Here is a 20,553-nt window from a genome sequence, read left to right as displayed (position 1 = left end):
GATGAGCCCGCAGACAGTGGATGGCGTCGCCGTCGAGGACTACGTCAAGGCGATCTACTCGCACACTGAGTGGCAGCCGGACGCGATCACTCCGTCGGAGCTCGCGTCGAGGCTCGGCCTCGCCGCCTCATCGGTCACCGAGATGGTCAAGAAGCTCGGCAGGTCGGGACTTGTCGTACACGTGCCCTACGGAGCGGTGACCCTCACCGCTGCGGGCACGGTGCTCGCCCTGCGCATGGTGCGCCGCCACCGCCTCATCGAGACCTGGCTCGTCGAGCACTTCGGCTACGACTGGGACGAGGTTCACGACGAAGCCGAGGTGCTCGAGCATGCGCTGAGCGACCGGTTGCTCGGGGCGATCGCCGACCGGCTCGGTCAGCCGATCCGCGACCCGCACGGCGATCCCATTCCTGCGGCCGACGGCTCGATCGTCCGCCCGGCGGCTCTCCGGCTGCTCGACGCGTCGGACGGCTCGGCCGGCGCGGTCGTGCGCATCAGCGACCGCGATCCCGCGCTCCTGAGATACCTTACTGCCGAGGGGATCACGCTGGATGCCCACATCACAGTGGTCGGCCGGCGCCCGTTCGGCGGTTCCCTCGCGGTCCGCCTGGATGGTGCCGACGGAGCTGCGCGCGAACTCGATCTCGGCGCGGAAGCGGCAGCATCCATCTGGATCTCGACCGACTGACCTTTCGGCGCGGTAGCGTTGACGACAAATGCAGAACAAAGCCTCGTCAGATTCGTCCGTGCCCCTCGACCTTCCCGTCGCCGACCGCCTCGCCGCGGCCGTCGCCCGATACGGCGAGGACGACGTCGTTGTCCGCTCGATCGCCCTCATGGGCGGTGCCAACGCCGGCGAGGACTTCCTCCTCTATGTCGGAGGCCGACACGCGCAGGGGCTGCTCGACGGAGCGCCGCCGCTCTATTGGCCGGAACTCTGGGGTGCCCGGGCGCTGCTCCATGTCTGGAACCCGTCCGCGGTGTCCGCGGTGATCGCCGGACTCGATAATCAGGCCTGGCGGGTGCGCGAGATGTGCGCGAGGGTGGCGCTGGCCCGCGAACTGCACGTCGCCACGAAGATGGTCGAGCTCACCGCTGACGACGTGCCCCGGGTCCGCGCCGCGGCCGCGCACGCGCTCGCGGCGGTCGGCACCGTCGACAACGTCGAGACGATAGCGGCGTTGCTCCGTGATCCGGAGAAAGAAGTTCGGCGAGCGGCGCAGCAGTCGAGGGACGCCCTCGCCGCCCGCCTCGGCACCCCGACAGGCTCGACCGACTGAATCGCGTCGTTACTGCGCGTCCGGCTTCTGGTCGAAGTACTGCTGGTTCAGTACGACCTCGTCGTCCGTGAGGCGCGCGACTCCCTCCAGGCGAGCCTTCTTCGCCTCGCGCGTCGACTGAACGTAGTGGTAGATCGTCGGGATGAGCGTGAGGACGACGGCCGCGATCAAAATGAGGTCGATGTAGTCGGTCACGAACCGCGCCACGGGCGGGATGAGACCGAGCAGGAATCCCGCAAAGGTGAGGCCAGCTCCCCAGACCATCGCGCCGATGAAGTTGTAGAGGGTGTACTTGCGGTAGTCCATGTGGCCGATCCCGGCCGCGACGGGCACGAAGGTGCGCAGGATCGGCACGAACCGGGCGAGGATCACGCTCAGCCCGCCGTACTTCTTGAAGAACGCGTTCGTACGCTCGACGTTCTTGCGGCTGAACACGCCGCTCTCTTTCCGTTCGAAGACCCGTGGCCCGAGCTTGTGCCCGATGAAGTAGCCGACCTCGCCGCCCACGAACGCCGACAAGCCGATCGCCAGGCATACCCACCAGATATCGAAGTCGATGACCCGCGAGAACGTGAGCAGCCCCGTGATGACGAGCAGAGTGTCACCGGGGAGCAGAAATCCGACGAGGAGACCTGTCTCGGCGAACACGATGAAGCAGACGCCGATCAGCGCAAAGGCCCCGAACCCCTCAATGAGGGTCTTGGGGTCCAACCACGGGATCAGGGCCGCAGGAAGAAGCGCGAGAAGGTCAAGCACGAATCTCCAGTCGTTGACCGCGATGCGGCTCCGGCCATCACGGTTGTCTTCCTGTCAGAGTAGCGGGTGTCTGCTGCGAGCCCGCCCCGGATTGACAGCGCCGACCTAGGGTGAAGACATGACCAACCTTGAAGAATCCGTCGTGCTCGTCGTCGGCGCATCCGGCGGCCTCGGCACCCGCATTGCCGGCCTCCTCGCCGACGCCGGCGCGACCGTTGTGCGTGCCGCCCGCAATCCCGCGACGATCAGCGGACCCGACGCTTTCGTGGCCGACCTGCGGGATGAGGCTGCCGCTGCCGCTGTCGTCGCCGCCGCAATTGGCGCTCACGGACGTCTGGACGGGGTCGTCATCGCTGCCGGCGCGGTGGCGTTCGGACCGGTCGGCGAGGTGACGGATGCTGCCCTGCGCGAGCTGTTCGACATCAACACGCTCGCCCCGATCCGGCTCATCCGTGAGGCGATGCCACATCTGGTCGAATCCGGAGCCGCGGGCCGGGAGCCCTTCATCGTCACCCTCAGTGGGGTCGTCTCCGAGGCGCCGACCGCGGGACTGGCCGCCTACTCGGCCTCGAAGTCTGCGCTCGCTGCGTTCACCAAGGCGGCGTCGAGGGAACTGCGCCGCGCCGGCATCCGCATCGTCGATGCCCGCCCGGGGCACACCGAGACGGGGCTGGCGACCCGGGCCATCGCGGGCACAGCGCCCGCGTTCCCGACCGGCCTGGACCCGGATGCCGTCGCGCAGCGCATCGTCACGGCGATCGCCGACGGCGAGAAGGACCTGCCCAGCACCGCCTTCTGACCCGCAGCGCCGTCTTGTCGCCCGGCACTTTGTCGCCCGCCACCTTGGGCTGGCACCACAACACGCCTCGCCTGACGCGGCCGCGCACGCAGCAATGCGGCACCACCAGTGCGGGAGAAGGGACTCGAACCCTCACGCCTTTCGGCACAGGTACCTAAAACCTGCGTGTATACCAATTTCACCACTCCCGCGAGCGGCTCAAGTGTACCGGTGGGGGCGGTCACGGGTTCCTCGGGTCAGTCGCGCGGGCGACGGACGCCACCGGGTCACGCATTGCCGCCGTGCGGCCGCTGCCGGGAGTTCATCCGCCAGATCGACCCGGCCAACATCGACACTCGCGTCGTGCTGGGCTTGGACCGTGACGCGAGCCTGCGCGACCTGCTCCCGGAGAGCGGATGGCCGGAGCCGCTCGAGGCGTATGCGATGTCGGCGCCGTGCGGCTTCGCTCAAGTGGCTCCGGCTCCGGCTACTGCTGTGGCGTCGGGTTCTCAAGCACGTAGCGTGCGAACCGCTCGCCGTTCAGGTCGACCTCTCCATCTCGCCGAAAGCCGAGGCGCTCGAGCGCCCGTGGCGCCACGCGGCTGGACGGCAGCAGGGCCGTCACCCGGACAAACCCCATCTCCCCGAACGCGCGTCGGATGAACTCGTCGTAGATCTGGCGTCCTCGTCCCCAGAAATGCGGATGCAGCACGCGCGCAAGGTCCGCGTCGCCCGCCTCGGGTTGCAGTCCGCCCCACCCGGCAAAGCGCCCGTCAGGGTAGATCGCCCACGGCCCGTAGCCGTGCTCCGCCCACAACCGCTCCTTGCAAGCGACGAACGCGCGAGCGTCGGACTCGGTGAAGCGGTCGCCCAGGAGCGGCATATGACGCCGCATCAGCGGATGGGTCATCAGTGCGACGAGGTCGTCAGTGGCCACGTCGGTGAGCCGGGCAAGTTCGAGCGAGGTCATGTCGCGATAGTAGACACCGCCGGTGGATCGCCCGCGGGGACACCTCCCCTGACTGTCGTTCCCCGGGACTCGTGGAAAGCCCTCGCCTCCGTCCTGTGGATAACCCGGCTCGCGGATCCGTCCGCGCGCCCATGATGGCCCAATGCCGTCCGCGCTGAGTCTCATCACCGACCAGGTGCGCGAGCGTGTGCGCCTCGACGGGGTCGACCTCGGCAGCGACAGGGAGCTCGCGGGCCGCTACGTCCGCGACGCGGTGGAACGCTACAGCGAGCGTGCCCTCGGCGGCTCCCTCCCGATGCTCGCCGACGAGGAGCTCGCGGCGCGGCAGATCGTCGCGACGATCACGGGCTTCGGGGTGCTGCAGCCGCACTTCGACGATCCGGAGGTCGAGGAGATCTGGATCAACGGCCCAGAGCGGGTGTTCATCGCGCGGCACGGGGTGCCCGAGCTGACCAGCATCCGCCTGACCGGCACCGAAGTGCGAGATCTTGTCGAGCGGATGCTGCAGTCCTCCGGCCGCCGAGTCGACCTCAGCTCGCCCTTCGTCGACGCGTCGCTCGCCGACGGGTCGCGACTGCACGTGGTGATCCCGGATGTCACGCAGAAGCACTGGGCCGTCAACATCCGCAAGTTCACCGCCCGCATCCGCGACCTGAACCGCCTCGTCGCACTCGGTTCGCTCACCCACCAGTCGGCTGAGTTCCGGCGCATGTGCGTGCTCGCGGGGCAGAACATCCTCGTCTCCGGGGCTACCCAGAGCGGCAAGACCACGCTGCTGAACGCCCTGCTGTCGGTCGCGCGTCCCTCCGAGCGCATCGTCACGGTGGAGGAGACCTTCGAGCTCGACCTGGCCGCCCGCGACACCGTCGCGATGCAGTGCCGCCAGCCGAGCCTTGAGGGCACCGGCGAGATCACGCTGCGTCGCCTCATCAAGGAGGCCCTGCGGATGCGCCCCGACCGGCTGGTCGTCGGCGAGGTGCGCGAGGCGGAGGCCCTCGACCTGCTCATCGCCCTGAACTCCGGCTTACCCGGAATGTGCTCGATTCACGCGAACGGCGCACGGGACGCCCTCGCGAAGCTCGCGACGCTGCCGCTGCTCGCCGGCCGCAACATCGACTCATCATTCGTGGTGCCGACCGTGGCGAGCGTCATCGACATCGTCGTGCACTGCGAGCTTGAGCGGTCTGGCCGGCGGCGGATCACCGAGATCGTCGCGCCGAGCGGTGTCGTGACGGGAACGGTCATCGAGGCCAGCACGATCTTCCGGCTCGAGCACCACGTGCTCGCGGCGACGGGAAGCTACCCCGCGAAGACCGCGGGCTTCACCGCCGGGGGCTTCGACCTCGCCGCGGTGCTGTCGGGGGTGCGCGGATGACCATCCTGCTCGGCGTGGCCCTCGGTCTCGGCCTGCTGCTCGCCGCGTCGCCGTTCCTCTGGCCGGCGGGGGTCGCCCAGCGGCGTCCACCGCCACGTCAGGTCCAGCGCGTGCGCGACAGTCTCGAGCAGGCCGGGCTGCACGATGTCACGCTGTCGGCGCTCGCGGCGGTGTCGGTGATGCTCGGCATCGCGGGCGCGGCGCTGACCTTCGCGATCGTGCCCGTGCTCGCGCTCGCCGTCGTCGTCGGCCTCGTCGCGCTTGCCCTTCCCGGGGTCGTCATCGCCTCCCGTGCGCGGGCGCGCATCACGGCCAGCCGCGCGGTCTGGCCGGACATCGTCGACCACCTCGTATCGGCCGTGCGATCGGGCCTCGCCCTGCCCGACAGCGTCGTGTCGCTCGCGCACACCGGGCCGCCCGCCGTGCGGGAGTCGTTCGCGGAGTTCGAGCGCGGCTACCGGGCAACAGGCAACTTCGGCCTCAGTGTCGACGAGCTGAAGAACCGCCTCGCCGACCCCGTCGCGGACCGTGTGCTCGAGACACTTCGGATGTCCCGCGAGGTCGGCGGGTCGGAGCTCACGACCGTGCTGCGCAACCTCGCCGCGTATCTGCGCCAGGAGGCGGCGCTGCGCTCCGAGGTCGAGGCACGGCAGTCCTGGGTGATGAACGCCGCCAGGCTCGGCGTTGCCGCGCCGTGGATCATCCTGATCCTGCTCGCGACGAGGCCGGAGGCCGCCGCGGCCTACAACACGGCGGCCGGCATGGCGATCATCGTCGGAGGGCTCGGCATCACGGTCGTCGCCTACCGGGTGATGGTGGGGATCGGACGGATGCCGCGGGAGCAGCGATGGTTCCGTTGACGCCGGTGGTGGCGTGGGCAGTCGTCTGCGGACTCGCGCTCGGCTTCGGGCTGTGGTCGCTACTCGGTGTCGTGCCGAGACTCAACCGCCCGCGCCTGCTCTACCGGGTTGCGCCGTACCTTGTCGATGTGTCGCCCGGCGCCCGGGCGCTCCTCGCCCGGCGTACCGTCAACCCGCTCCCCATCGTCGGCACGCTATTCAGCCCCGCGCTCGACCGCCTTCGGGCGCTTCTCGGCACCGCGCTCGGCGGTCCGGGCAGCATCCGCCTCCGGTTGCGCCAGTCCGGGGCGACGATCGGTCCGGAGGCCTTCCGCTCGCAACAACTGGCCTGGGCGCTCGGCGGGCTCGGCATCGGCACCGGTGTCGCGGCGCTGTTCGTCGCGGTGAGGTCGATTCCACTCGGGCTTCAGCTTGCGATCGTGGTGTTCTGCGGCGTCGCGGGTATCTTCCTGCGGGACCACCTGCTGCAGCGCGCTGCGACAGCGCGCCTGACGAGGATGACCGAGGAGCTACCGACCGTGCTGGAGTTTCTGACGCTCAGCCTCTCCGCCGGCGAGGGGATCCTCGACGCGATCCGCCGGGTGGCGCGCATCAGCCGCGGGGAGCTGGCCACCGAGCTCGCCTCGACCGTCGCCGCGGTGAACACCGGGCTGCCGTTCGCCCAATCGCTGCAGGAGCTCGCCGACGGCATCCGGCTCCCGGCGCTTTCGCGGGCCGTCGAGCAGGTCGTCGGCGCACTCGAGCGTGGCACCCCGCTCGCCGAGGTGCTGCGCGCTCAGGCGCAGGATGCTCGCGACGAGGCCAAGCGGGATCTGCTCGAGACTGCCGGAAAGAAGGAGGTCGCGATGCTCGTGCCGCTGGTCTTCCTGATCCTGCCGATCACCATCGTCTTCGCCATCTACCCGGGAATCTTCGTACTCCAGCTGGGATTCTGACCGCCGCAACCGAAAGGGACTCCATGAACAGGCTCCGCGAACCACTGATCCGCCGCCTGCACGATGACCGGGGGGACGTGCCCGGCTGGGTGCTGATCACTCTCATGACCGCCGGCCTCGTGATCCTCATCTGGGCGCTCGCCGGCCCCGCGCTCAGCGGGGTGTTCGAGCAGGCGATCGAGCGCGTCACGAGCTTCTGACCGACATGCGCCCCCGGTGTGGCGGTGATGACGGCTCCGCGGCCGCGGAATTCGTGCTCGTCGGCGCCCTGCTGACCGTGCTGACGCTGTCGGTGATGCAGTTCGGCCTTGCCCTGCACGTGCGCAACACCGTCATCGACGCCGCCGGGGAGGGTGCCAGGGTGGCGGCGCTCGCCGACAATGGACTCGGCGACGGGGTACGGCGCACCACTGACCTGCTCTCGGTGGCCCTCGGCGACGCCTACGCCGGCGATGTGACGGCGGCCTACGGCGACTTCCTCGGGCATCCGGCCGCGAGCGTCACAGTGCGGGCGCCGCTGCCGCTGCTGGGCCTGCTCGGACCCGACCGGATGCTGGAGGTGACCGGGCATGGGGCCGTCGAGACGCTCGATTGAGATCCGGGCGGTGCGGATGCCGCGTGACGAGGGCTCGGCGGCGCTCGAGTTCATAACGACGGGGATGATCCTGCTCGTGCCGCTGATCTACCTGACGCTCGCGATCGCCGCGGTGCAGGGCGGGGCGCTCGCCGTCGAGGGCGCGGCGCGGCAGGCGGCCCGCGTCTACGTGCAGGCTGTCGACGAGGGTGCCGCCGATGCTGCGGCCCGCCGAGCCGTCGAGGTTGCGCTCGCTGACCACGGGCTGGCGGCGGAGTACGAGCTGGCTGTGCTCTGCAGCCCGACGCCGGGGGAGTGCCTGGAACGGCTCGGCTCGGTCACGGTGACGGTCGGTGTCGTTGTCACCCTCCCACTCGTGCCGTCGGTTCTCGACCTGAACGCCCCACTCGGCATCCAGCTCGAGGCGACGGCGACGCAGCAGGTCTCGCGGTTCACAGCGGACCAGGCGCCGTGAGCTCGCGCCCGGGCACCGACGCGGACGAGGGCTCGATAATGCTGCTGACGATCTTCTACGGGTTCCTGTGCCTCGTCGTCGTGCTGCTCGGCGCCTCGGCTACCTCGCTCTACCTCGAGCGGTCCCGACTGTTCAGCCTCGCCGATGGCGCAGCGCTCGCCGGCGCCGAATCGTTCGCGCTCGAGGACGTGACGCCGACGGCATCCGGATTCCGCCCGTCCCTCGACTCGGCGGAGGTCGCGGCGGCGGTCGGCGAGTACCTCGCGGTCGCGCCGACGACGCGCTTCGAATCGCTGAGCGTCGAGCAGGCCGAGACCCTCGACGGCCGCAGCGCCACGGTCACCCTGTCGGCCTGGTGGCGCCCGCCATTGTTGAGCCTGCTCGTGCCGGAGGGGCTGCGCCTTGAGGTCACTGCGGTGGGGCGGTCGGTGTTCGGCTAGGTATGTGTCAGTCCTTGCCGTTACCCACAAAGAGGGTCGCCGCGCCGATGCCGACCATCAGCACGCCGCCGGTCGCGCCGAGCCGGCTCAGCCGCTGGGGTGAGCGGGCGAACCAGTCACGCGCGGCGCCGGCGGCGAGTGCCCAGCCGCTGTCGAGCACGACCGCGACCGCGATGAATACGGCCGCGAGCGACGCCATCTGGGCGGGCACCCCGCCGGCCGAGTGGTCGACGAACTGGGGGAGCACAGCGATCAGGAACACGATGGTCTTGGGGTTGGTGACTCCCACGACGAAGCCCTCGCGCAGCAGGCGCAGTTTGCTGCGGACGACGATGCGGCGGGTGTCGGCATCCGCCACCGGGTTGCGGTGGCGGATCGCCTGCACCCCGAGGTAGATGATGTAGAGGCCGCCGGCGACCTTGAGTACCGTGAAGAGCACCACCGACTGCTGAACGACCACCCCGACGCCGAAGGCGACGGCAAGGCCGGCGACGAGCGAGCCGAGCGCGTTGCCGACCACGCTCAGCAGGGCGCCGATCCTGCCAAGCGACAGCGCCCGGCCGATCACGAACAGCACGCTTGGCCCCGGGAGCAGGATCAGTGGGATCGAGACGAGGGCGAAGGCGAGCATCGCCTCGGGAGAAACCATGGCTCAGGGTACCGATTCGGCGGGCCATCGGTCGACAGCGCGGATGCAGAGAATCGTGTGTCCTGTGCGCGTAGTGGAGGGTGCTCAGCGTCGGAGCGAAGGCGGCTTGTGCGCGCGTTTGGCAGGAGATTCGGCGCCCTGCCGAATCGGGTGGACGGATGGCGCGGCGTGTCGCCGAATCTCCTTCGTTGGGCACGCGTCATCGCGTGAGAGTGACCGCCCGCCCGTCATCGTGGGTGATCAATACCGGGTCTGCGCTGACGGCGTCGGTGTCTCGGAGTGGATGCTGACCGGCACGTCACTCTCGGGCGAGCGGATTGAGGTGCGCGGCCTCGACCTGGGCGAGTTCGACGAGCGCGGCAAGATCAGCAGCAGGAATTCCTTCGGGAAGATCGGCGCGTGACGCCTCAATGGCCGCCGTGGTGCGGAGCCGGATGCTCCGGGGTCGGATGCTGCGGGGTGTACGCGCGCCAGAAACGGAAGTAGACCGAGGCACCCCACGCGAACGATGCCGCAAAGTAGGCGATGCCGAGCGCGGCGCCAACGATGACGCGCAGCTCGGTTGGAGCGCCGGACGAGCTCGCGGCCGCGGCGGCGAGGAGGCCGATCACGGCCGAGTTCACCGCGGCAATGAAGACCACGCTGCTGCCGGCAATCTGGCTGAACCCGCGGGACGGACCGAGGAAGTAGTACGTCCGCACGACGCCGGCGAGGTCGTCGTGCGGGGAGCTCATCAGAAACGGCGCGATGGTCGGCTCGAGCTCAAGATAGGACGCACGAAGCCGGTTCATGGCGACCACGTACATCAGGTCTTCCATGCTGACGTTGGTGACGCGCACCTGGGTGAGTGCGCCGACGAGGGTGACAACGCCGAGAATCACGATCGAGTACACGGCGAAGTCCCCCGCGAAGTCCGTGGCCTGGCCCACGAGGGCGAGGCTGACGAGCCCGGCCGACGCGAAGGTGAGGAACATGTTGATTCGAGTGAGTACTTCGCTCTGGGTGGTGCCCCGCGAGGCCAGCACGCTCGAGTGCTCCGTCGCGAGCAGTTGCGCCCGATTGTCCGGATCCGTGCCGGGTCGCTCCTCCATGCGGGAATTCTCCTCTGCGCGGGCACCGCTGCCTAGGGTGTCTCGGGTCCCCGGCTGAGGTTGAGTCGCTGTCGGCCGTGTGTGACACAGGAGATTCGGCGCCACGCCGAATCGGGTGGACAAACACCGCGGCGTGTCGCCGGATCTCCTGTGTTGGGCACGCGCCATCGCGGGAGAGTGACTGCCCGCCGGTCAGCGTCTCCCGCGGGGTACGAACCGCGGTACGTAGCGCAGCAGCACGCCCGCGCCGAGCAGGCCGAGCACGCCCATCACGCTGCTGGCGACGGCGAGCGAGAACGCGGCCGTCGCCGCCGCGATCACAAGAGGCGCCGCGGCCCCGCCGATGTCCCCGGTGAACCGCCAGGCCCCGAGGAACGGCGCCGGGTTTCTCGTGTCGGCGAGGTCGGAGCCGAGCGTCATCAACAGTCCACTGCCGAGGCCGTTGGCGAGTGCGAGGAACATCGCGACGGCGATGAACCAGACGAGATTGCCGGGCAGGGCCCCGCTGCCGGCGAGTACGAGGTGACCGGCTCCGAGGCCGAGCATCGAGGGCACCGCGGCCCACAGCCGCCCGAACCTGTCCATCACCTGGCCGCTCACGTAGAACAGGGCGAAGTCGATTCCGCCGGCGATGCCGATGATGATGGCGGTTCCGGTGTCGCTGATGCCGATGCTCACCGCCCACAGCGGCAGGATCACCGCACGGCTGGCCCGGAGGGCGCCGATGAGCGCGGCGCCCGTGCCGAGTCGCGCGAGAACCTGTCGAGACTCCCAGATCGTGCGGAACAGCCCGCGCACCTCCTCGGCCACGAACGCCTCGCCGGGAGTCGGGGTGCCGCGGGCCGCCCGCCCCGCACCGAAGGTCGCTGCGGGGTCCCGCAGCAGGAGCAGCACGGCCGCGGCACCGAGGCATCCGACGATGTGGATGAGGAACACCGCTGAGGTCGACCCGGTGAGCGCGATGACGCCGGCCGCGAGGAACGGCCCGATGAAGTAGCCGAGCCGGAAGGTGCCGCCGAGGGTTGAGAGGGCGCGGGCGCGGTAGGGCTGCGGCACGAAGGTGGTCATGAAGGCGTGCCGGGCGAGGGCGAACACGGCCGTCGCGATTCCGACGAGCAGGATGCCGAGGCCGAGCACGGCCGGATTCGGGGCGAGGGTCGCCGTGCCCAGGCCGACGATGGCGACGAGGGCGGCACCGATCATCGCCGGGCGCTCGCCGATGCGGGAGACCAGCCAGCCGCTCGGGATGTCGCCGAGCAGATGGCCGAGCATGATCATCGCGGCGATGAGCCCGGCGATTGCGAGCGTGGCGCCCAGACCGTCAGCGACTATCGGGATGATGGGGATGATCGCGCCCTCGCCGATCGCGAACAGCAGCGTCGGGAGGTACACGGGGAGGGCCATCTTGCGCCAGTCGAAGGGCGGCGCGGCAGTGGTCATGGCCTGCCCGATATTACCCTCAGGGATCACCACGCCCGAGCACGGGTAGGCTGGGGCCGACATGAGCGAGCTCGATATATCCGACCAGATTGCCGCCCTTCGATCGACGTTTGCGGACATCCGTTCCGTCGTCGACGTCGAACAACTCGAGTCCGACATCCGGGAGCTGAGCGAGCAGGCCGGCGAGCCCGATCTCTGGGACGACCCTGCCGCCGCCCAGAAGATCACCAGCGCCCTGAGTCACCGACAGTCTGACCTCGCGAAGATCACGAGCATCGAGTCGCGGCTCGACGACCTCGAGGTGCTTGTCGAGATGGCCAACGAGGCCGACGACGCCGACTCGGTGGCCGAGGCCCAGCAGGAGCTCGCGAGCATCCAGAAGGTGCTCGGCGACCTGGAGGTGCAGACGCTGCTCAACGGCGAGTGGGATGCCCGAGCCGCGGTCATCACGATCCGCGCGGGCGCCGGCGGTGTCGACGCGGCCGACTTCGCCGAGATGCTGCAGCGCATGTACCTGCGCTGGGCGGAGCAGCACAACTACCCCGTGACGGTACTCGATACGAGCTACGCCGAGGAGGCGGGCATCAAGTCGACGACCATCGAGGTGGATGCGCCGTACGCGTTCGGCACCCTGAGCGTCGAGGCGGGCACGCACCGCCTCGTGCGGATGAGCCCGTTCAACTCGGCCGGCAAGCGCCAGACGAGCTTCGCTGCAGTCGAGGTCGTGCCGCTGATCGAGCAGATGGAGTCGATCGAGATTCCGGAGGGCGACATGCGGGTGGATGTCTTCCGCTCGAGCGGTCCCGGCGGGCAGTCGGTCAACACGACCGACTCGGCCGTGCGGATCACGCACCTCCCGACGGGGATCGTCGTGAGCTGCCAGAACGAGAAGAGCCAGATCCAGAACCGGGCGGCCGCGCTGCGGGTGCTGCAGTCCCGCCTGATGATGTTGCAACGCGAGGAGGAGGCGGCTCAGAAGAAGGAGCTCGCCGGCAATATCACCGCGAGTTGGGGCGACCAGATGCGCTCCTACGTTCTCGCGCCCTACCAGATGGTCAAGGACCTGCGCACGAACTATGAGGTCAACAACCCCACCAACGTGTTCGACGGGGACCTCGACGGCTTCATCTCGGCGGGCATCCGCTGGCGCAAGCGCGACCAGGACTAACCGGCAGGTGGGGCGGATGCCGCCTTGCCGCGCTTGACCGCCTCGAAGGCGGCGAGGGCGGCCTGCCGGGTCTCGCCGAGGTCGACGATCGGCGCCGGGTAGGCGGGCGTGCCCAGCTCGGGGATGAACTCGCGCGCATAGGCGAGAGTCGGATCGAACTTCTTCTGCTGCAGCTCCGGGTTGAACACCCGGAAGTAGGGCGCGGCGTCGGCGCCGGAACCGGCCACCCACTGCCAGCTCGCCGCGTTGCTCGCGGGGTCGGCGTCGACGAGGGTGTCCCAGAACCACTCCTCGCCGATCCGCCAGTCGATCAGGAGGTTCTTGATGAGGAACGACGCGGCGATCATGCGCACCCGGTTGTGCATGTAGCCGGTCTTCCAGAGTTGGCGCAAGCCGGCGTCGACGAGCGGGAACCCGGTCTCGCCCCGCTGCCAGGCGCGCAGGGTCCGCGCATCCGGCTCCGGCCACGGGAACGCGTCGAACTCCGGGCGGAAATTACGGGTCGCGAGCTCGGGGTGATGGAACAGCAGGTGGTAGCTGAACTCGCGCCAGCCGAGCTCGGCGAGAAACTTCGTGGCGCTCGTCGCCCGCCGGGCGGAGGCACCGCGGCGTGCCTGCTCGGCGGCGTGGTACACCGTGAACGGGCTCACCTCGCCGAAGCGCAGGTGGGGGGAGAGGTTGCTGGTGGCGAGCACGGCGGGCTCGTCGCGGTGTTCGGCGTAGTCGTCGAGGGTCTGCTCGATAAAGAATGCGAGCCGCTCGGTCGCTCCGCGCTCTCCCGGTTCCCAGGCGTCGCGCAGGCCGTCGGCCCAGTCCGGGCTCGTCGGCCGCAGCGCCCACGAGGCCAATTCGTCGCTCGGCACCGCATCCTCGAACGGCGTGATGGCGTCGGGGGCGGGGAGCGGATGCCGCGGCTCGCCCTTCGCCACGCAGGCGCGCCAGAACGGGGTGAAGACGGAGTAGGTGCCGCCCTGCTGGGTCGTCACGGTCCACGGCTCGTGCAGCAGTGACCCCTGGAAGCTGCGGGCGTCGATGCCGGCATCCGTCGCGTCCTGCTTGATCTCGGTGTCGACGGCGCGCTCGGCGGCGCCGTAGCGCCGGTTCCAGACCACGGCCGACGCGCCCGTCTCGGCGATGAGGCTCCCGAGTACGGCGGCGGCTGGCCCGCGCCGCAGCACGAGCCCACCACCGAGCGCCTCGAGCGAGGCGGAGAGCGCGAGGAGGCTGCCGTGCAGCCACCACTTCGAGGCGGCCCCGAGCGGGCGGATGCCGCTGCTCTCCCCGTCCAGCACGTACACGGCGACGATCGGCTCGCCGCGCTCCAGTGCGGCCTGCAGCGCGGGGTTGTCGGAGACGCGGAGGTCGTCGCGGAACCAGAGAATAGTGGGGCCGTCGGGGGAGCCGTTCGCCTGGCGCGCAGTCATCCGGCCAGCCTACGGGCGGTGTCTGGCAGCATCCGGGGTGGGCGGTGACCGGTGGGCGGGACCGCCGGACGGCGAGCGTCCGACGGTCCGTGGGAGCCGCTATACGGGGTGGCCGCCCGTCGTCGACTTCTCGTCGTCGGGTCCGCCGGCTTTCGCCGCCTCACCGGTCAGGACCTGGTGCGCGATCACGGCTGGGTCGGGAGTGCCGTCCCAGTCGGGATCACGAGGATGCGACGTCATAGACGCTCGCGATGACCGAGCCCCAGTATGGGCCGAACATCGTGTTCTTCACATTGCCGTAGCCGAAGCTGTTCAGCGAGTTCTGGAAGCCGGCGGAGCTGCTGCCGATGAACCACGGCCCGCCCGACGATCCGCCGGTCATGTCGCACGGGATGCCCTGCGACTCCGACTGGCCGTACGGGTCGTCTGTCGCGACGCCGTAGCACGACTGCAGGGTCTCACCGGTGAACGGTGCGGCCGCCGGATAGCCGAATGCCGAGTAGGTGAGGCCCCGGCTGTCGTTGAACGCGACACCGGATGCGCCGACGGTGTCGCTCAGCGAGACGCCGGTGGGGGAGGAGACCACGGCGAACCCGGTGTCGTAGGTGATGTCGCCGCCCGAGGTCCAGTTCGTCGGCGCGTGGAGCTCTATCGCGGTCCACTGGCCGTAGGGCGCTGACCCGTTCTGGTAGGCCGGCACGAAGGTGAAGCGCGTGGCGAAGGCGCCCGGACCCTCGTTCAGGCAGTGGCCCGCCGTCGACACGGTGCTCTCGTTGGCCGAGGACACGGCGTTGGCGGAGCAGACGTAGTTGCTGCCGCCGAGGGTGAAGAACACCTTGCCGATGTGGGGGACTGGCGACTGGGCCGCCCCCGGCTTGGCTGGCCGCGCCTTCTGCTGTGGCACGGCGCGTTCGCGGCCCGCTGTGACGGGGCCGGATGCGCCTGATGGCGTCTTGCCGGCGACGAGCGCATCGCCCGGACGCGCGGCCCTCATCCGTTCAGCCGTCCAGTACTCGCCTGCCTGCTGGGTCTGGGGCACCACCCAGCTGTCGACCTGCGGGGAGGCCACGGCTCCGCCCGTGAGGAGCCCACCCGTGATGACGAGCGCTCCGATGGACAGCGCCGCGAGGGCGCCGGACCTGAATGTGGTTCTGCTCATCGACTTCGCTCCAGTTTCTGCAGTATCTGCCGGGCCCGAATCGCCGGCAGTATGGGTTGATCCTGCGCCTATACAAAGTTGTCTACCCCGATTTCGTGAGTTTTTGTGACTTCCTCTGACCAATCCTGTGGGAATCGATAGATTTGGTTGGGCGGGTGCGTTTGCTGGTAGCGGGGCCGCCGCCCAAGCTTGAACCGGGCGATTGGCCTGTCGCTGACCCGATAGCCAGCATCCGTGCCTACGCTTGGGAGGTCATGATTCTCTTAGACCAGGTATCCAAGCTCTACTCCGGGAACGCACGACCCGCCCTGAACTCGGTGTCACTCGAGATTCTCAAGGGCGAGTTCGTCTTCCTCGTTGGCGCATCCGGCTCGGGCAAGTCGAGCTTCCTCCGGCTCGTCCTCAAGGAGGAGAACCCGAGCAAGGGGCGCATCCATGTGCTCGGCCAAGACCTCAGCCGGCTCACGAGTCGCAAGGTGCCGTACTTCCGGCGCAACCTCGGAGTCGTCTTCCAAGACTTCCGCCTGCTCCCGCAGAAGACGGTGTTCGCCAATGTCGCCTTCTCGCTTCAGGTGATCGGCAAGAGCAAGGGCTTCATCCAGGAGGCTGTGCCTGACGTGCTCAGGATGGTTGGGCTCGCCGGAAAGGCCTCGAGGCTTCCGCACGAGCTCTCCGGTGGAGAGCAGCAGCGCGTTGCAATCGCGAGGGCCATCGTCAACCGTCCGGCGATCCTGCTCGCCGACGAGCCGACGGGAAACCTCGACCCGTCGACGAGCGCGGGCATCATGACCCTGCTCGAGCGAATCTCGACGAGCGGCACCACCGTGATCATGGCAACCCACGAGGCCGGCATCGTCGACCAGATGCAGCGTCGCGTGATCGAGCTCGTGAGTGGGCAGGTTGTGCGCGACGAGCGCGAGGGCGGCTATCAGACGCAGGGGATCACCGTCACCAGGGGGTTCCCGGAATGAGATTCGGCCTCGTCATGTCGGAGGTCGGAAACGGCCTCCGGCGCAACGTCTCGATGGTCATCTCGGTGATCCTCGTCACCTTCATCTCGCTGACATTCGTCGGTGCTGCGATCCTGCTTCAGTCCCAGATCGGCCAGATGAAGGGGTACTGGTACGATCGGGCGCAGGTCGCGGTGTACTTCTGCACCGCGTCGTCCGAGAACGGCAATTGCGGCCTCGCCGAGGCGACGGACGAGCAGAAGGCGCTCGTCGAGGCCCAGCTAGCGTCGCCGTCGCTTGCCTCGCTCATCGACCGCTACGAGTTCGAGAGCCGCGAGCAGGCCTACCAGCGGTACCAGGAGCAGTTCTCCGACAGCGAGTTCGCCGACTTCGTCACCCCCGAGTTCCTCAATGAGGCGTACTGGGTGAACCTGAAGGACCCGACCCAGTCGGATGCCCTTGTCGAGAGCCTCTCGACCCTCGCCGGGGTAGAGGAGGTCAAGGACCAGCGCAAATACCTCGACCCGATCTTTTCGGCGCTCAACGCCGCAAGCTTCACCGCGATCAGCATCGCCGGGCTCATGCTCATCGCGGCCGTGCTGCTCATCGCCACGACGATTCGGCTCTCTGCCTTCTCCCGGCGGCGCGAGCTCGGCATCATGCGCCTCGTGGGCGCCTCCAACCGCTTCATCCAGACCCCGTTCATCCTCGAGGGGGTGATCGCGGCGCTGGTCGGATCCCTCCTCGCGGCGGGCGCGGTGCTCGCGATCGTGCGGTACTTCGTGCAGGGCTATCTGGGGTCGACGCTCGAGACCACCACAGCCGTGGTCGGCATGACCGACGCTCTCATCGTCGCGCCGGTGCTGATCGCGCTGGGTGTCGTGCTCGCGGCGGCATCCGCGGGAGTCGCGATCAACCGTTACCTCAAGGTCTGATTGCCGAAGGTTCGACAGCTAGACTGGTGGGCTGTTCGGGCGAAGCCGAACCACGACAACGGAGGCAATTGTGCCCAGGGAGCGCGGCCAGAAGGTAGTGGCGAGCAATCGCAAGGCCCGCCACGACTACACGATCGAAGACACCTATGAGGCGGGGCTCGTGCTCACGGGCACCGAGGTGAAGTCGCTGCGCGCCGGGCGGGCGTCGCTCGTCGACGGCTACGCCTTCGTCGAGTACGGGGAGGCGTGGCTGGATGCCGTGCACATCCCGGAGTACAACGAGGGCACCTGGAACAACCATCCGCCGCGGCGCAAGCGCAAGCTCCTGCTGCACAAGGCCCAGATCGTGAAGATCCACAACAAGATCAAAGAGGGCGGGTACACGATCGTGCCGCTCTCGATCTACTTCAGCGATGGTCGGGCCAAGGTCGAAATCGCCGTCGCCAAGGGCAAGCGCGAGTACGACAAGCGCCAGACGCTGCGCGAACGCCAGGACAAGCGCGAGGCCGATCGTGCGATGGGCGCGCGCCGCCATCTCGGCGACTGACAGCAGGACGGTGGGGCGGGACGATCAGGTCGCGAGGAACCTCGCGTCGATGACGGCCGCGATCTCGATATCCTCCGGCTTGAGCGAGAGCTCGGGGCCGGCCGATCCGGGGGCGGTGCCCAGGCGAAGGCTGGTCGCTGAGGCACCCTGACCGGCACGTGGCGAGAGGTCGCTCAGCATCCCCTCGTCGGCGAGGGCGATCGCCCGCACCGTGCCCAAGCCGATGCTCTGCGCGTAGACGGTCGCCTTCGCGACGGAGTCCTTGACCGCGCGCGAGCGCACCTCGACCAGAGCGCCGAGGCGACTGGTCTCGGTGAGGATCCACTCGATGTGGTCGACCGTGACGCCGGGTATCGGCACGACGTCTTCGACGAAGCGGGCGAGATGCACGAAGTCGCTGAACTTCACGGTGAAACTGATCTGGGCGTGGAACACGGGGTCGAGCTGCAGGCCGTTCGCGTTCCACGGCTTCTCTGTCCAGATCTGCACGTTGTCGCTTGAGAACCAGGTGATCGGCCCGCTGGCGCGGTCGTGGGCGCCGGTGATGCGGCCGCGGACGAGGTCGGCCGACTCGTTCGTGGCTGAGAAGACTCCGTCGCGGTTGCTGCCCTCGAGGTGCACACCCAGGAACAGCGTCGCCCGCTCCGGCGGGTAGTAGGCAGAGAATCGGCCCTGCACGGTGATGACGGTCTCGCTCATAGGTGGTCGACCCTTCCTGGGTTGCCGGTGTTGCTCCAGCATCCTCTCACCTTCCTGAACGCTGGCGAACTCGGCGAGTGGGGCTTAGGATAGAGGGCTGCACCGTTTTTGGTGCGGCACGATTGACAACTCAATAGCGCGTGACTGTAACCACCTTGGGGATGATCGGTTTCGACATTGCCTGAGCAACTGTGAGAAGCGGGTCGAGGATGCAGGGTTATCTCGTTAACGATCTCTGCAAAATATAAGTGCCAATTCAAAGCGCACTGACTTCGCCCTCGCTGCATAAGCGAGCGCACTAAAGAAGTCCGTCGGTCCGGGAATGCTCTCTACCCGGTCACCGGCGCAATCTTAGAGAGCTTGTTCCGTCGTTCCGCCTTGGGGCGCCGGGAGACTTAAACCAAGGCTGGGCTTGTCGGATTAGGTGCCAGTGGCAAATTCCGGAGCCGAGTAGAACGATTTCACTGGATACACCCGTAGAAGGCACAGAAACACAGCAGTGGACGGGGGTTCAATTCCCCCCATCTCCACCAACGGAGCAGTCACGCGCTAATGAGTCTCAGCGCCCGTGTTCTCACGGCCGATATGGCGATCCGCCACGACCTCCGCAATGCGCTGCCCCCACTCGCGCGCGCGATCCTCCTCCCCGCGGGCGAGTTCGTTGTGCATCGAGACGGCGAAGCTCTCGGCGGGAACGATCGCCTCCATGCGCCGCCTGCCGAGCATGCGCGCGATCGGCGTCGACGCCGCCCCGGTGAACAGGCGGATCATGTCTGCCCTGGTGTCGAACGCCGCGTAGAGGTGGGGAAGCGGCGGCTGGGAGTCCAGCCACTCCCGCACCCCGCGCCCGCGTGCCTGCGGGTCGAGCTCCAGGTTCCGCTCGGGGTCGGCGGCCCACTCCTCGGCCTCTTTTCTCGATGACGTGGTGCTCAGGCTGTGCGCGTGCGTCGGAGCCCCGATGATCACGAGGTCGGCGTCGCCGACCGCGTCCATTTTCTCACTGTTGACCCCGACGACCTCAACGCTCGCCCCCTGGCCCATTCCCTCAGCGATTGCGCCCGCGATCCTGCGGGTATTGCCGAACATCGACTCGTACACGATCACTGTCTTCACGTCGGTTCCTCTCGAGTGGTGCTGGCTGGTCGTCGGCGTGCACGATGATCGTGGGCCCGGCGATGTTGATGAGCACGTCATGGCTGACCGAACCCAGCATCATCCGCTCCGGCCCGGACCGGCGGGAGCTTCCGAGCACGAGCAGCGCGGCGGATGCGGCGGCGGCGGTGAGTGCCTCGGCGGGCGGCCGGTGCATCACGCGACGGTACGCGACCGTGTCGTCGCCCGCGGTGAGGGCCGCCGTCGCGAGAAGCTCTTCGGCGACCGCGTCGGACCGCTCGTCGTGGCACCGCTGCCGCGCGTTGTGCTCGTTTCGGATGCCCTCGGCCCAGCCCCATGCACGTACGAGGGTGAGCGGCTGCCTCGTGTGGCGCGCCTCGGCGGCCGCGAATCCGATCGCGGCGGCGGAGGCGGGAGACTCGTCGACTCCCGCGACGATTCCGTGCCGCGTGTTCATGGGGGATTCCGGAATGACCGCGACGGGCACGCTCGAACCTCCCGCGAGCTGCAGGCTTCGCGAGCCGAACACCTTGCCGTGCACGAAGCCGGTCTTGTGGGTTCCCACCACGACGAGTTCGGCTCCGGCCGACGCGGCCGACAACTCGCGCATCGGGCTGCCCACCCGCACCTCGCCGCGCACGGCGACTCCGGGTTCGAGGGAACCGGCGTGCTCGATCTCGCGCTCGACGAAGCGCCACGCGTCGGACCGGCCGCCCCCAATCGACCGGATCGCATTCGGGTCATCGTCCATGACATGCACGAGGAGAACGTCGGACCCGGTGGAGGCGGCGCGCCGCACGCCCCACTCGACGGCGCGGCGGCTGGGCGTCGACCCATCCACCCCGACCACGATGGTGCCCATGCGTATCTCCGTCCGACCCGTGTCACCACAGTGGCACCGCCGCGCAAGGTCCGACAGGCACCAAAGTCCTCAC

At 68.6% G+C, this 20,553-nt stretch carries 26 protein-coding genes, 1 tRNA gene and 1 other RNA gene; 16 read left to right on the top strand and 12 right to left on the bottom strand.

What is annotated here, in order from left to right:
- The first annotated feature begins 1 nt into the window (after nt 1).
- Nucleotides 2–688: a metal-dependent transcriptional regulator gene (locus ABIB15_RS06285; RefSeq protein WP_354476144.1), complete on the top strand. Its 687-nt coding sequence runs from the start codon at nt 2–4 to the stop codon at nt 686–688.
- Nucleotides 689–716: 28 nt separating this feature from the next.
- Nucleotides 717–1,280, top strand: a complete 564-nt coding sequence (locus ABIB15_RS06280) for a HEAT repeat domain-containing protein (protein ID WP_354476143.1) — start codon at nt 717–719, stop codon at nt 1,278–1,280.
- Between the two features lie 9 nt (nt 1,281–1,289).
- On the opposite strand, the gene ABIB15_RS06275 is transcribed toward ABIB15_RS06280, so the two are convergent.
- Nucleotides 1,290–2,036 (bottom strand): DedA family protein, encoded by a 747-nt coding sequence (locus ABIB15_RS06275; RefSeq protein ID WP_354476142.1) that lies wholly within the window; start codon nt 2,034–2,036, stop codon nt 1,290–1,292.
- A gap of 118 nt (nt 2,037–2,154) precedes the next feature.
- Between ABIB15_RS06275 and ABIB15_RS06270 the strand changes: the two genes are divergently transcribed.
- Nucleotides 2,155–2,835 (top strand): SDR family NAD(P)-dependent oxidoreductase, encoded by a 681-nt coding sequence (locus tag ABIB15_RS06270; protein WP_354476141.1) that lies wholly within the window; start codon nt 2,155–2,157, stop codon nt 2,833–2,835.
- 109 nt (nt 2,836–2,944) lie between these two features.
- Here ABIB15_RS06270 and ABIB15_RS06265 read toward each other — a convergent pair.
- Nucleotides 2,945–3,026, bottom strand: a tRNA-Leu gene (locus ABIB15_RS06265).
- A gap of 275 nt (nt 3,027–3,301) precedes the next feature.
- Entirely contained in the window at nt 3,302–3,784 is a 483-nt protein-coding gene (locus ABIB15_RS06260; RefSeq protein WP_354476140.1) for a GNAT family N-acetyltransferase, read from the bottom strand.
- A gap of 142 nt (nt 3,785–3,926) precedes the next feature.
- On the opposite strand from ABIB15_RS06260, the gene ABIB15_RS06255 reads away from it, so the two are divergent.
- From ABIB15_RS06255 to ABIB15_RS06225, 7 genes are read left to right on the top strand one after another with little or no spacing between them, the layout of a single operon-like run.
- A complete protein-coding gene (locus ABIB15_RS06255) occupies nt 3,927–5,159 on the top strand; it encodes a TadA family conjugal transfer-associated ATPase (protein WP_354476139.1) in 1,233 nt (410 codons plus the stop codon).
- A complete protein-coding gene (locus ABIB15_RS06250; protein WP_354476138.1) occupies nt 5,156–6,019 on the top strand; it encodes a type II secretion system F family protein in 864 nt (287 codons plus the stop codon). The genes ABIB15_RS06255 and ABIB15_RS06250 overlap by 4 nt, the downstream gene beginning before the upstream one ends.
- On the top strand, nt 6,007–6,954 hold the full coding sequence (locus ABIB15_RS06245; RefSeq protein ID WP_354476137.1) for a type II secretion system F family protein: 948 nt from the start codon (nt 6,007–6,009) through the stop codon (nt 6,952–6,954). Before ABIB15_RS06250 ends, ABIB15_RS06245 begins: the two co-directional genes overlap by 13 nt.
- 23 nt (nt 6,955–6,977) lie before the next feature.
- Nucleotides 6,978–7,154 carry a hypothetical protein gene (locus tag ABIB15_RS06240; RefSeq protein WP_354476136.1) on the top strand — a complete coding sequence of 59 codons (177 nt, stop codon included), beginning with the start codon at nt 6,978–6,980 and terminating at the stop codon, nt 7,152–7,154.
- A 5-nt stretch (nt 7,155–7,159) separates the two neighbouring features.
- Nucleotides 7,160–7,549 carry a TadE family protein gene (locus tag ABIB15_RS06235; RefSeq protein ID WP_354476135.1) on the top strand — a complete coding sequence of 130 codons (390 nt, stop codon included), beginning with the start codon at nt 7,160–7,162 and terminating at the stop codon, nt 7,547–7,549.
- Nucleotides 7,524–8,003, top strand: coding sequence for a hypothetical protein (locus ABIB15_RS06230; RefSeq protein ID WP_354476134.1), 480 nt, complete (start codon nt 7,524–7,526; stop codon nt 8,001–8,003). Before ABIB15_RS06235 ends, ABIB15_RS06230 begins: the two co-directional genes overlap by 26 nt.
- Nucleotides 8,000–8,443, top strand: coding sequence for a pilus assembly protein TadG-related protein (locus ABIB15_RS06225; RefSeq protein WP_354476133.1), 444 nt, complete (start codon nt 8,000–8,002; stop codon nt 8,441–8,443). Before ABIB15_RS06230 ends, ABIB15_RS06225 begins: the two co-directional genes overlap by 4 nt.
- Before the next feature lie 7 nt (nt 8,444–8,450).
- On the opposite strand, the gene ABIB15_RS06220 is transcribed toward ABIB15_RS06225, so the two are convergent.
- Nucleotides 8,451–9,092 carry a LysE family translocator gene (locus ABIB15_RS06220; RefSeq protein WP_354476132.1) on the bottom strand — a complete coding sequence of 214 codons (642 nt, stop codon included), beginning with the start codon at nt 9,090–9,092 and terminating at the stop codon, nt 8,451–8,453.
- 232 nt (nt 9,093–9,324) lie between these two features.
- Between ABIB15_RS06220 and ABIB15_RS06215 the strand changes: the two genes are divergently transcribed.
- Entirely contained in the window at nt 9,325–9,495 is a 171-nt protein-coding gene (locus ABIB15_RS06215; RefSeq protein WP_354476131.1) for a hypothetical protein, read from the top strand.
- A 4-nt stretch (nt 9,496–9,499) separates the two neighbouring features.
- Here the strand turns inward: ABIB15_RS06215 and ABIB15_RS06210 are convergent, their stop codons facing one another.
- Both ABIB15_RS06210 and ABIB15_RS06205 read right to left on the bottom strand, forming a co-directional pair.
- Nucleotides 9,500–10,183, bottom strand: coding sequence for a hypothetical protein (locus tag ABIB15_RS06210; protein WP_354476130.1), 684 nt, complete (start codon nt 10,181–10,183; stop codon nt 9,500–9,502).
- A gap of 192 nt (nt 10,184–10,375) precedes the next feature.
- Complete coding sequence (locus ABIB15_RS06205) at nt 10,376–11,623, bottom strand: MFS transporter (protein WP_354476129.1); 1,248 nt, start codon at nt 11,621–11,623, stop codon at nt 10,376–10,378.
- A gap of 61 nt (nt 11,624–11,684) precedes the next feature.
- Here ABIB15_RS06205 and prfB point away from each other — a divergent pair, with 61 nt between their 5' ends.
- Complete coding sequence (prfB, locus tag ABIB15_RS06200; protein ID WP_354476128.1) at nt 11,685–12,791, top strand: peptide chain release factor 2; 1,107 nt, start codon at nt 11,685–11,687, stop codon at nt 12,789–12,791.
- Here prfB and ABIB15_RS06195 read toward each other — a convergent pair.
- The 3 genes from ABIB15_RS06195 to ABIB15_RS06185 form a co-directional block, all read right to left on the bottom strand.
- A complete protein-coding gene (locus ABIB15_RS06195; protein WP_354476127.1) occupies nt 12,788–14,215 on the bottom strand; it encodes a cryptochrome/photolyase family protein in 1,428 nt (475 codons plus the stop codon). The genes prfB and ABIB15_RS06195 overlap by 4 nt on opposite strands.
- Nucleotides 14,216–14,314: 99 nt before the next feature.
- On the bottom strand, nt 14,315–14,455 hold the full coding sequence (locus ABIB15_RS06190; protein WP_354476126.1) for a hypothetical protein: 141 nt from the start codon (nt 14,453–14,455) through the stop codon (nt 14,315–14,317).
- Nucleotides 14,436–15,374 (bottom strand): trypsin-like serine peptidase, encoded by a 939-nt coding sequence (locus ABIB15_RS06185; protein ID WP_354476125.1) that lies wholly within the window; start codon nt 15,372–15,374, stop codon nt 14,436–14,438. Before ABIB15_RS06185 ends, ABIB15_RS06190 begins: the two co-directional genes overlap by 20 nt.
- Nucleotides 15,375–15,628: 254 nt before the next feature.
- On the opposite strand from ABIB15_RS06185, the gene ftsE reads away from it, so the two are divergent.
- The 3 genes from ftsE to smpB all read left to right on the top strand — a co-directional run bounded on the left by ftsE (nt 15,629) and on the right by smpB (nt 17,806).
- A complete protein-coding gene (ftsE, locus tag ABIB15_RS06180) occupies nt 15,629–16,345 on the top strand; it encodes a cell division ATP-binding protein FtsE (RefSeq protein ID WP_354476124.1) in 717 nt (238 codons plus the stop codon).
- Nucleotides 16,342–17,259: a permease-like cell division protein FtsX gene (ftsX, locus tag ABIB15_RS06175; protein ID WP_354476123.1), complete on the top strand. Its 918-nt coding sequence runs from the start codon at nt 16,342–16,344 to the stop codon at nt 17,257–17,259. The genes ftsE and ftsX overlap by 4 nt, the downstream gene beginning before the upstream one ends.
- A 70-nt stretch (nt 17,260–17,329) precedes the next feature.
- Entirely contained in the window at nt 17,330–17,806 is a 477-nt protein-coding gene (smpB, locus tag ABIB15_RS06170; protein WP_354476122.1) for an SsrA-binding protein SmpB, read from the top strand.
- A gap of 24 nt (nt 17,807–17,830) precedes the next feature.
- Here smpB and ABIB15_RS06165 read toward each other — a convergent pair whose 3' ends face one another.
- Nucleotides 17,831–18,505 (bottom strand): SIMPL domain-containing protein, encoded by a 675-nt coding sequence (locus tag ABIB15_RS06165; protein WP_354476121.1) that lies wholly within the window; start codon nt 18,503–18,505, stop codon nt 17,831–17,833.
- A gap of 157 nt (nt 18,506–18,662) precedes the next feature.
- On the opposite strand from ABIB15_RS06165, the gene ssrA reads away from it, so the two are divergent.
- Nucleotides 18,663–19,038: a transfer-messenger RNA gene (ssrA, locus tag ABIB15_RS06160) on the top strand.
- A gap of 16 nt (nt 19,039–19,054) precedes the next feature.
- On the opposite strand, the gene ABIB15_RS06155 is transcribed toward ssrA, so the two are convergent.
- Nucleotides 19,055–19,618, bottom strand: coding sequence for a flavodoxin family protein (locus ABIB15_RS06155; protein WP_354476120.1), 564 nt, complete (start codon nt 19,616–19,618; stop codon nt 19,055–19,057).
- On the bottom strand, nt 19,551–20,480 hold the full coding sequence (locus ABIB15_RS06150; protein ID WP_354476119.1) for a universal stress protein: 930 nt from the start codon (nt 20,478–20,480) through the stop codon (nt 19,551–19,553). Before ABIB15_RS06150 ends, ABIB15_RS06155 begins: the two co-directional genes overlap by 68 nt.
- Nucleotides 20,481–20,553: the final 73 nt, after the last annotated feature.

This window comes from Marisediminicola sp. UYEF4, assembly GCF_040546025.1.
Lineage (GTDB): Bacteria > Actinomycetota > Actinomycetes > Actinomycetales > Microbacteriaceae > Marisediminicola.
This window is presented reverse-complemented; position numbering and strand designations above follow the sequence as displayed.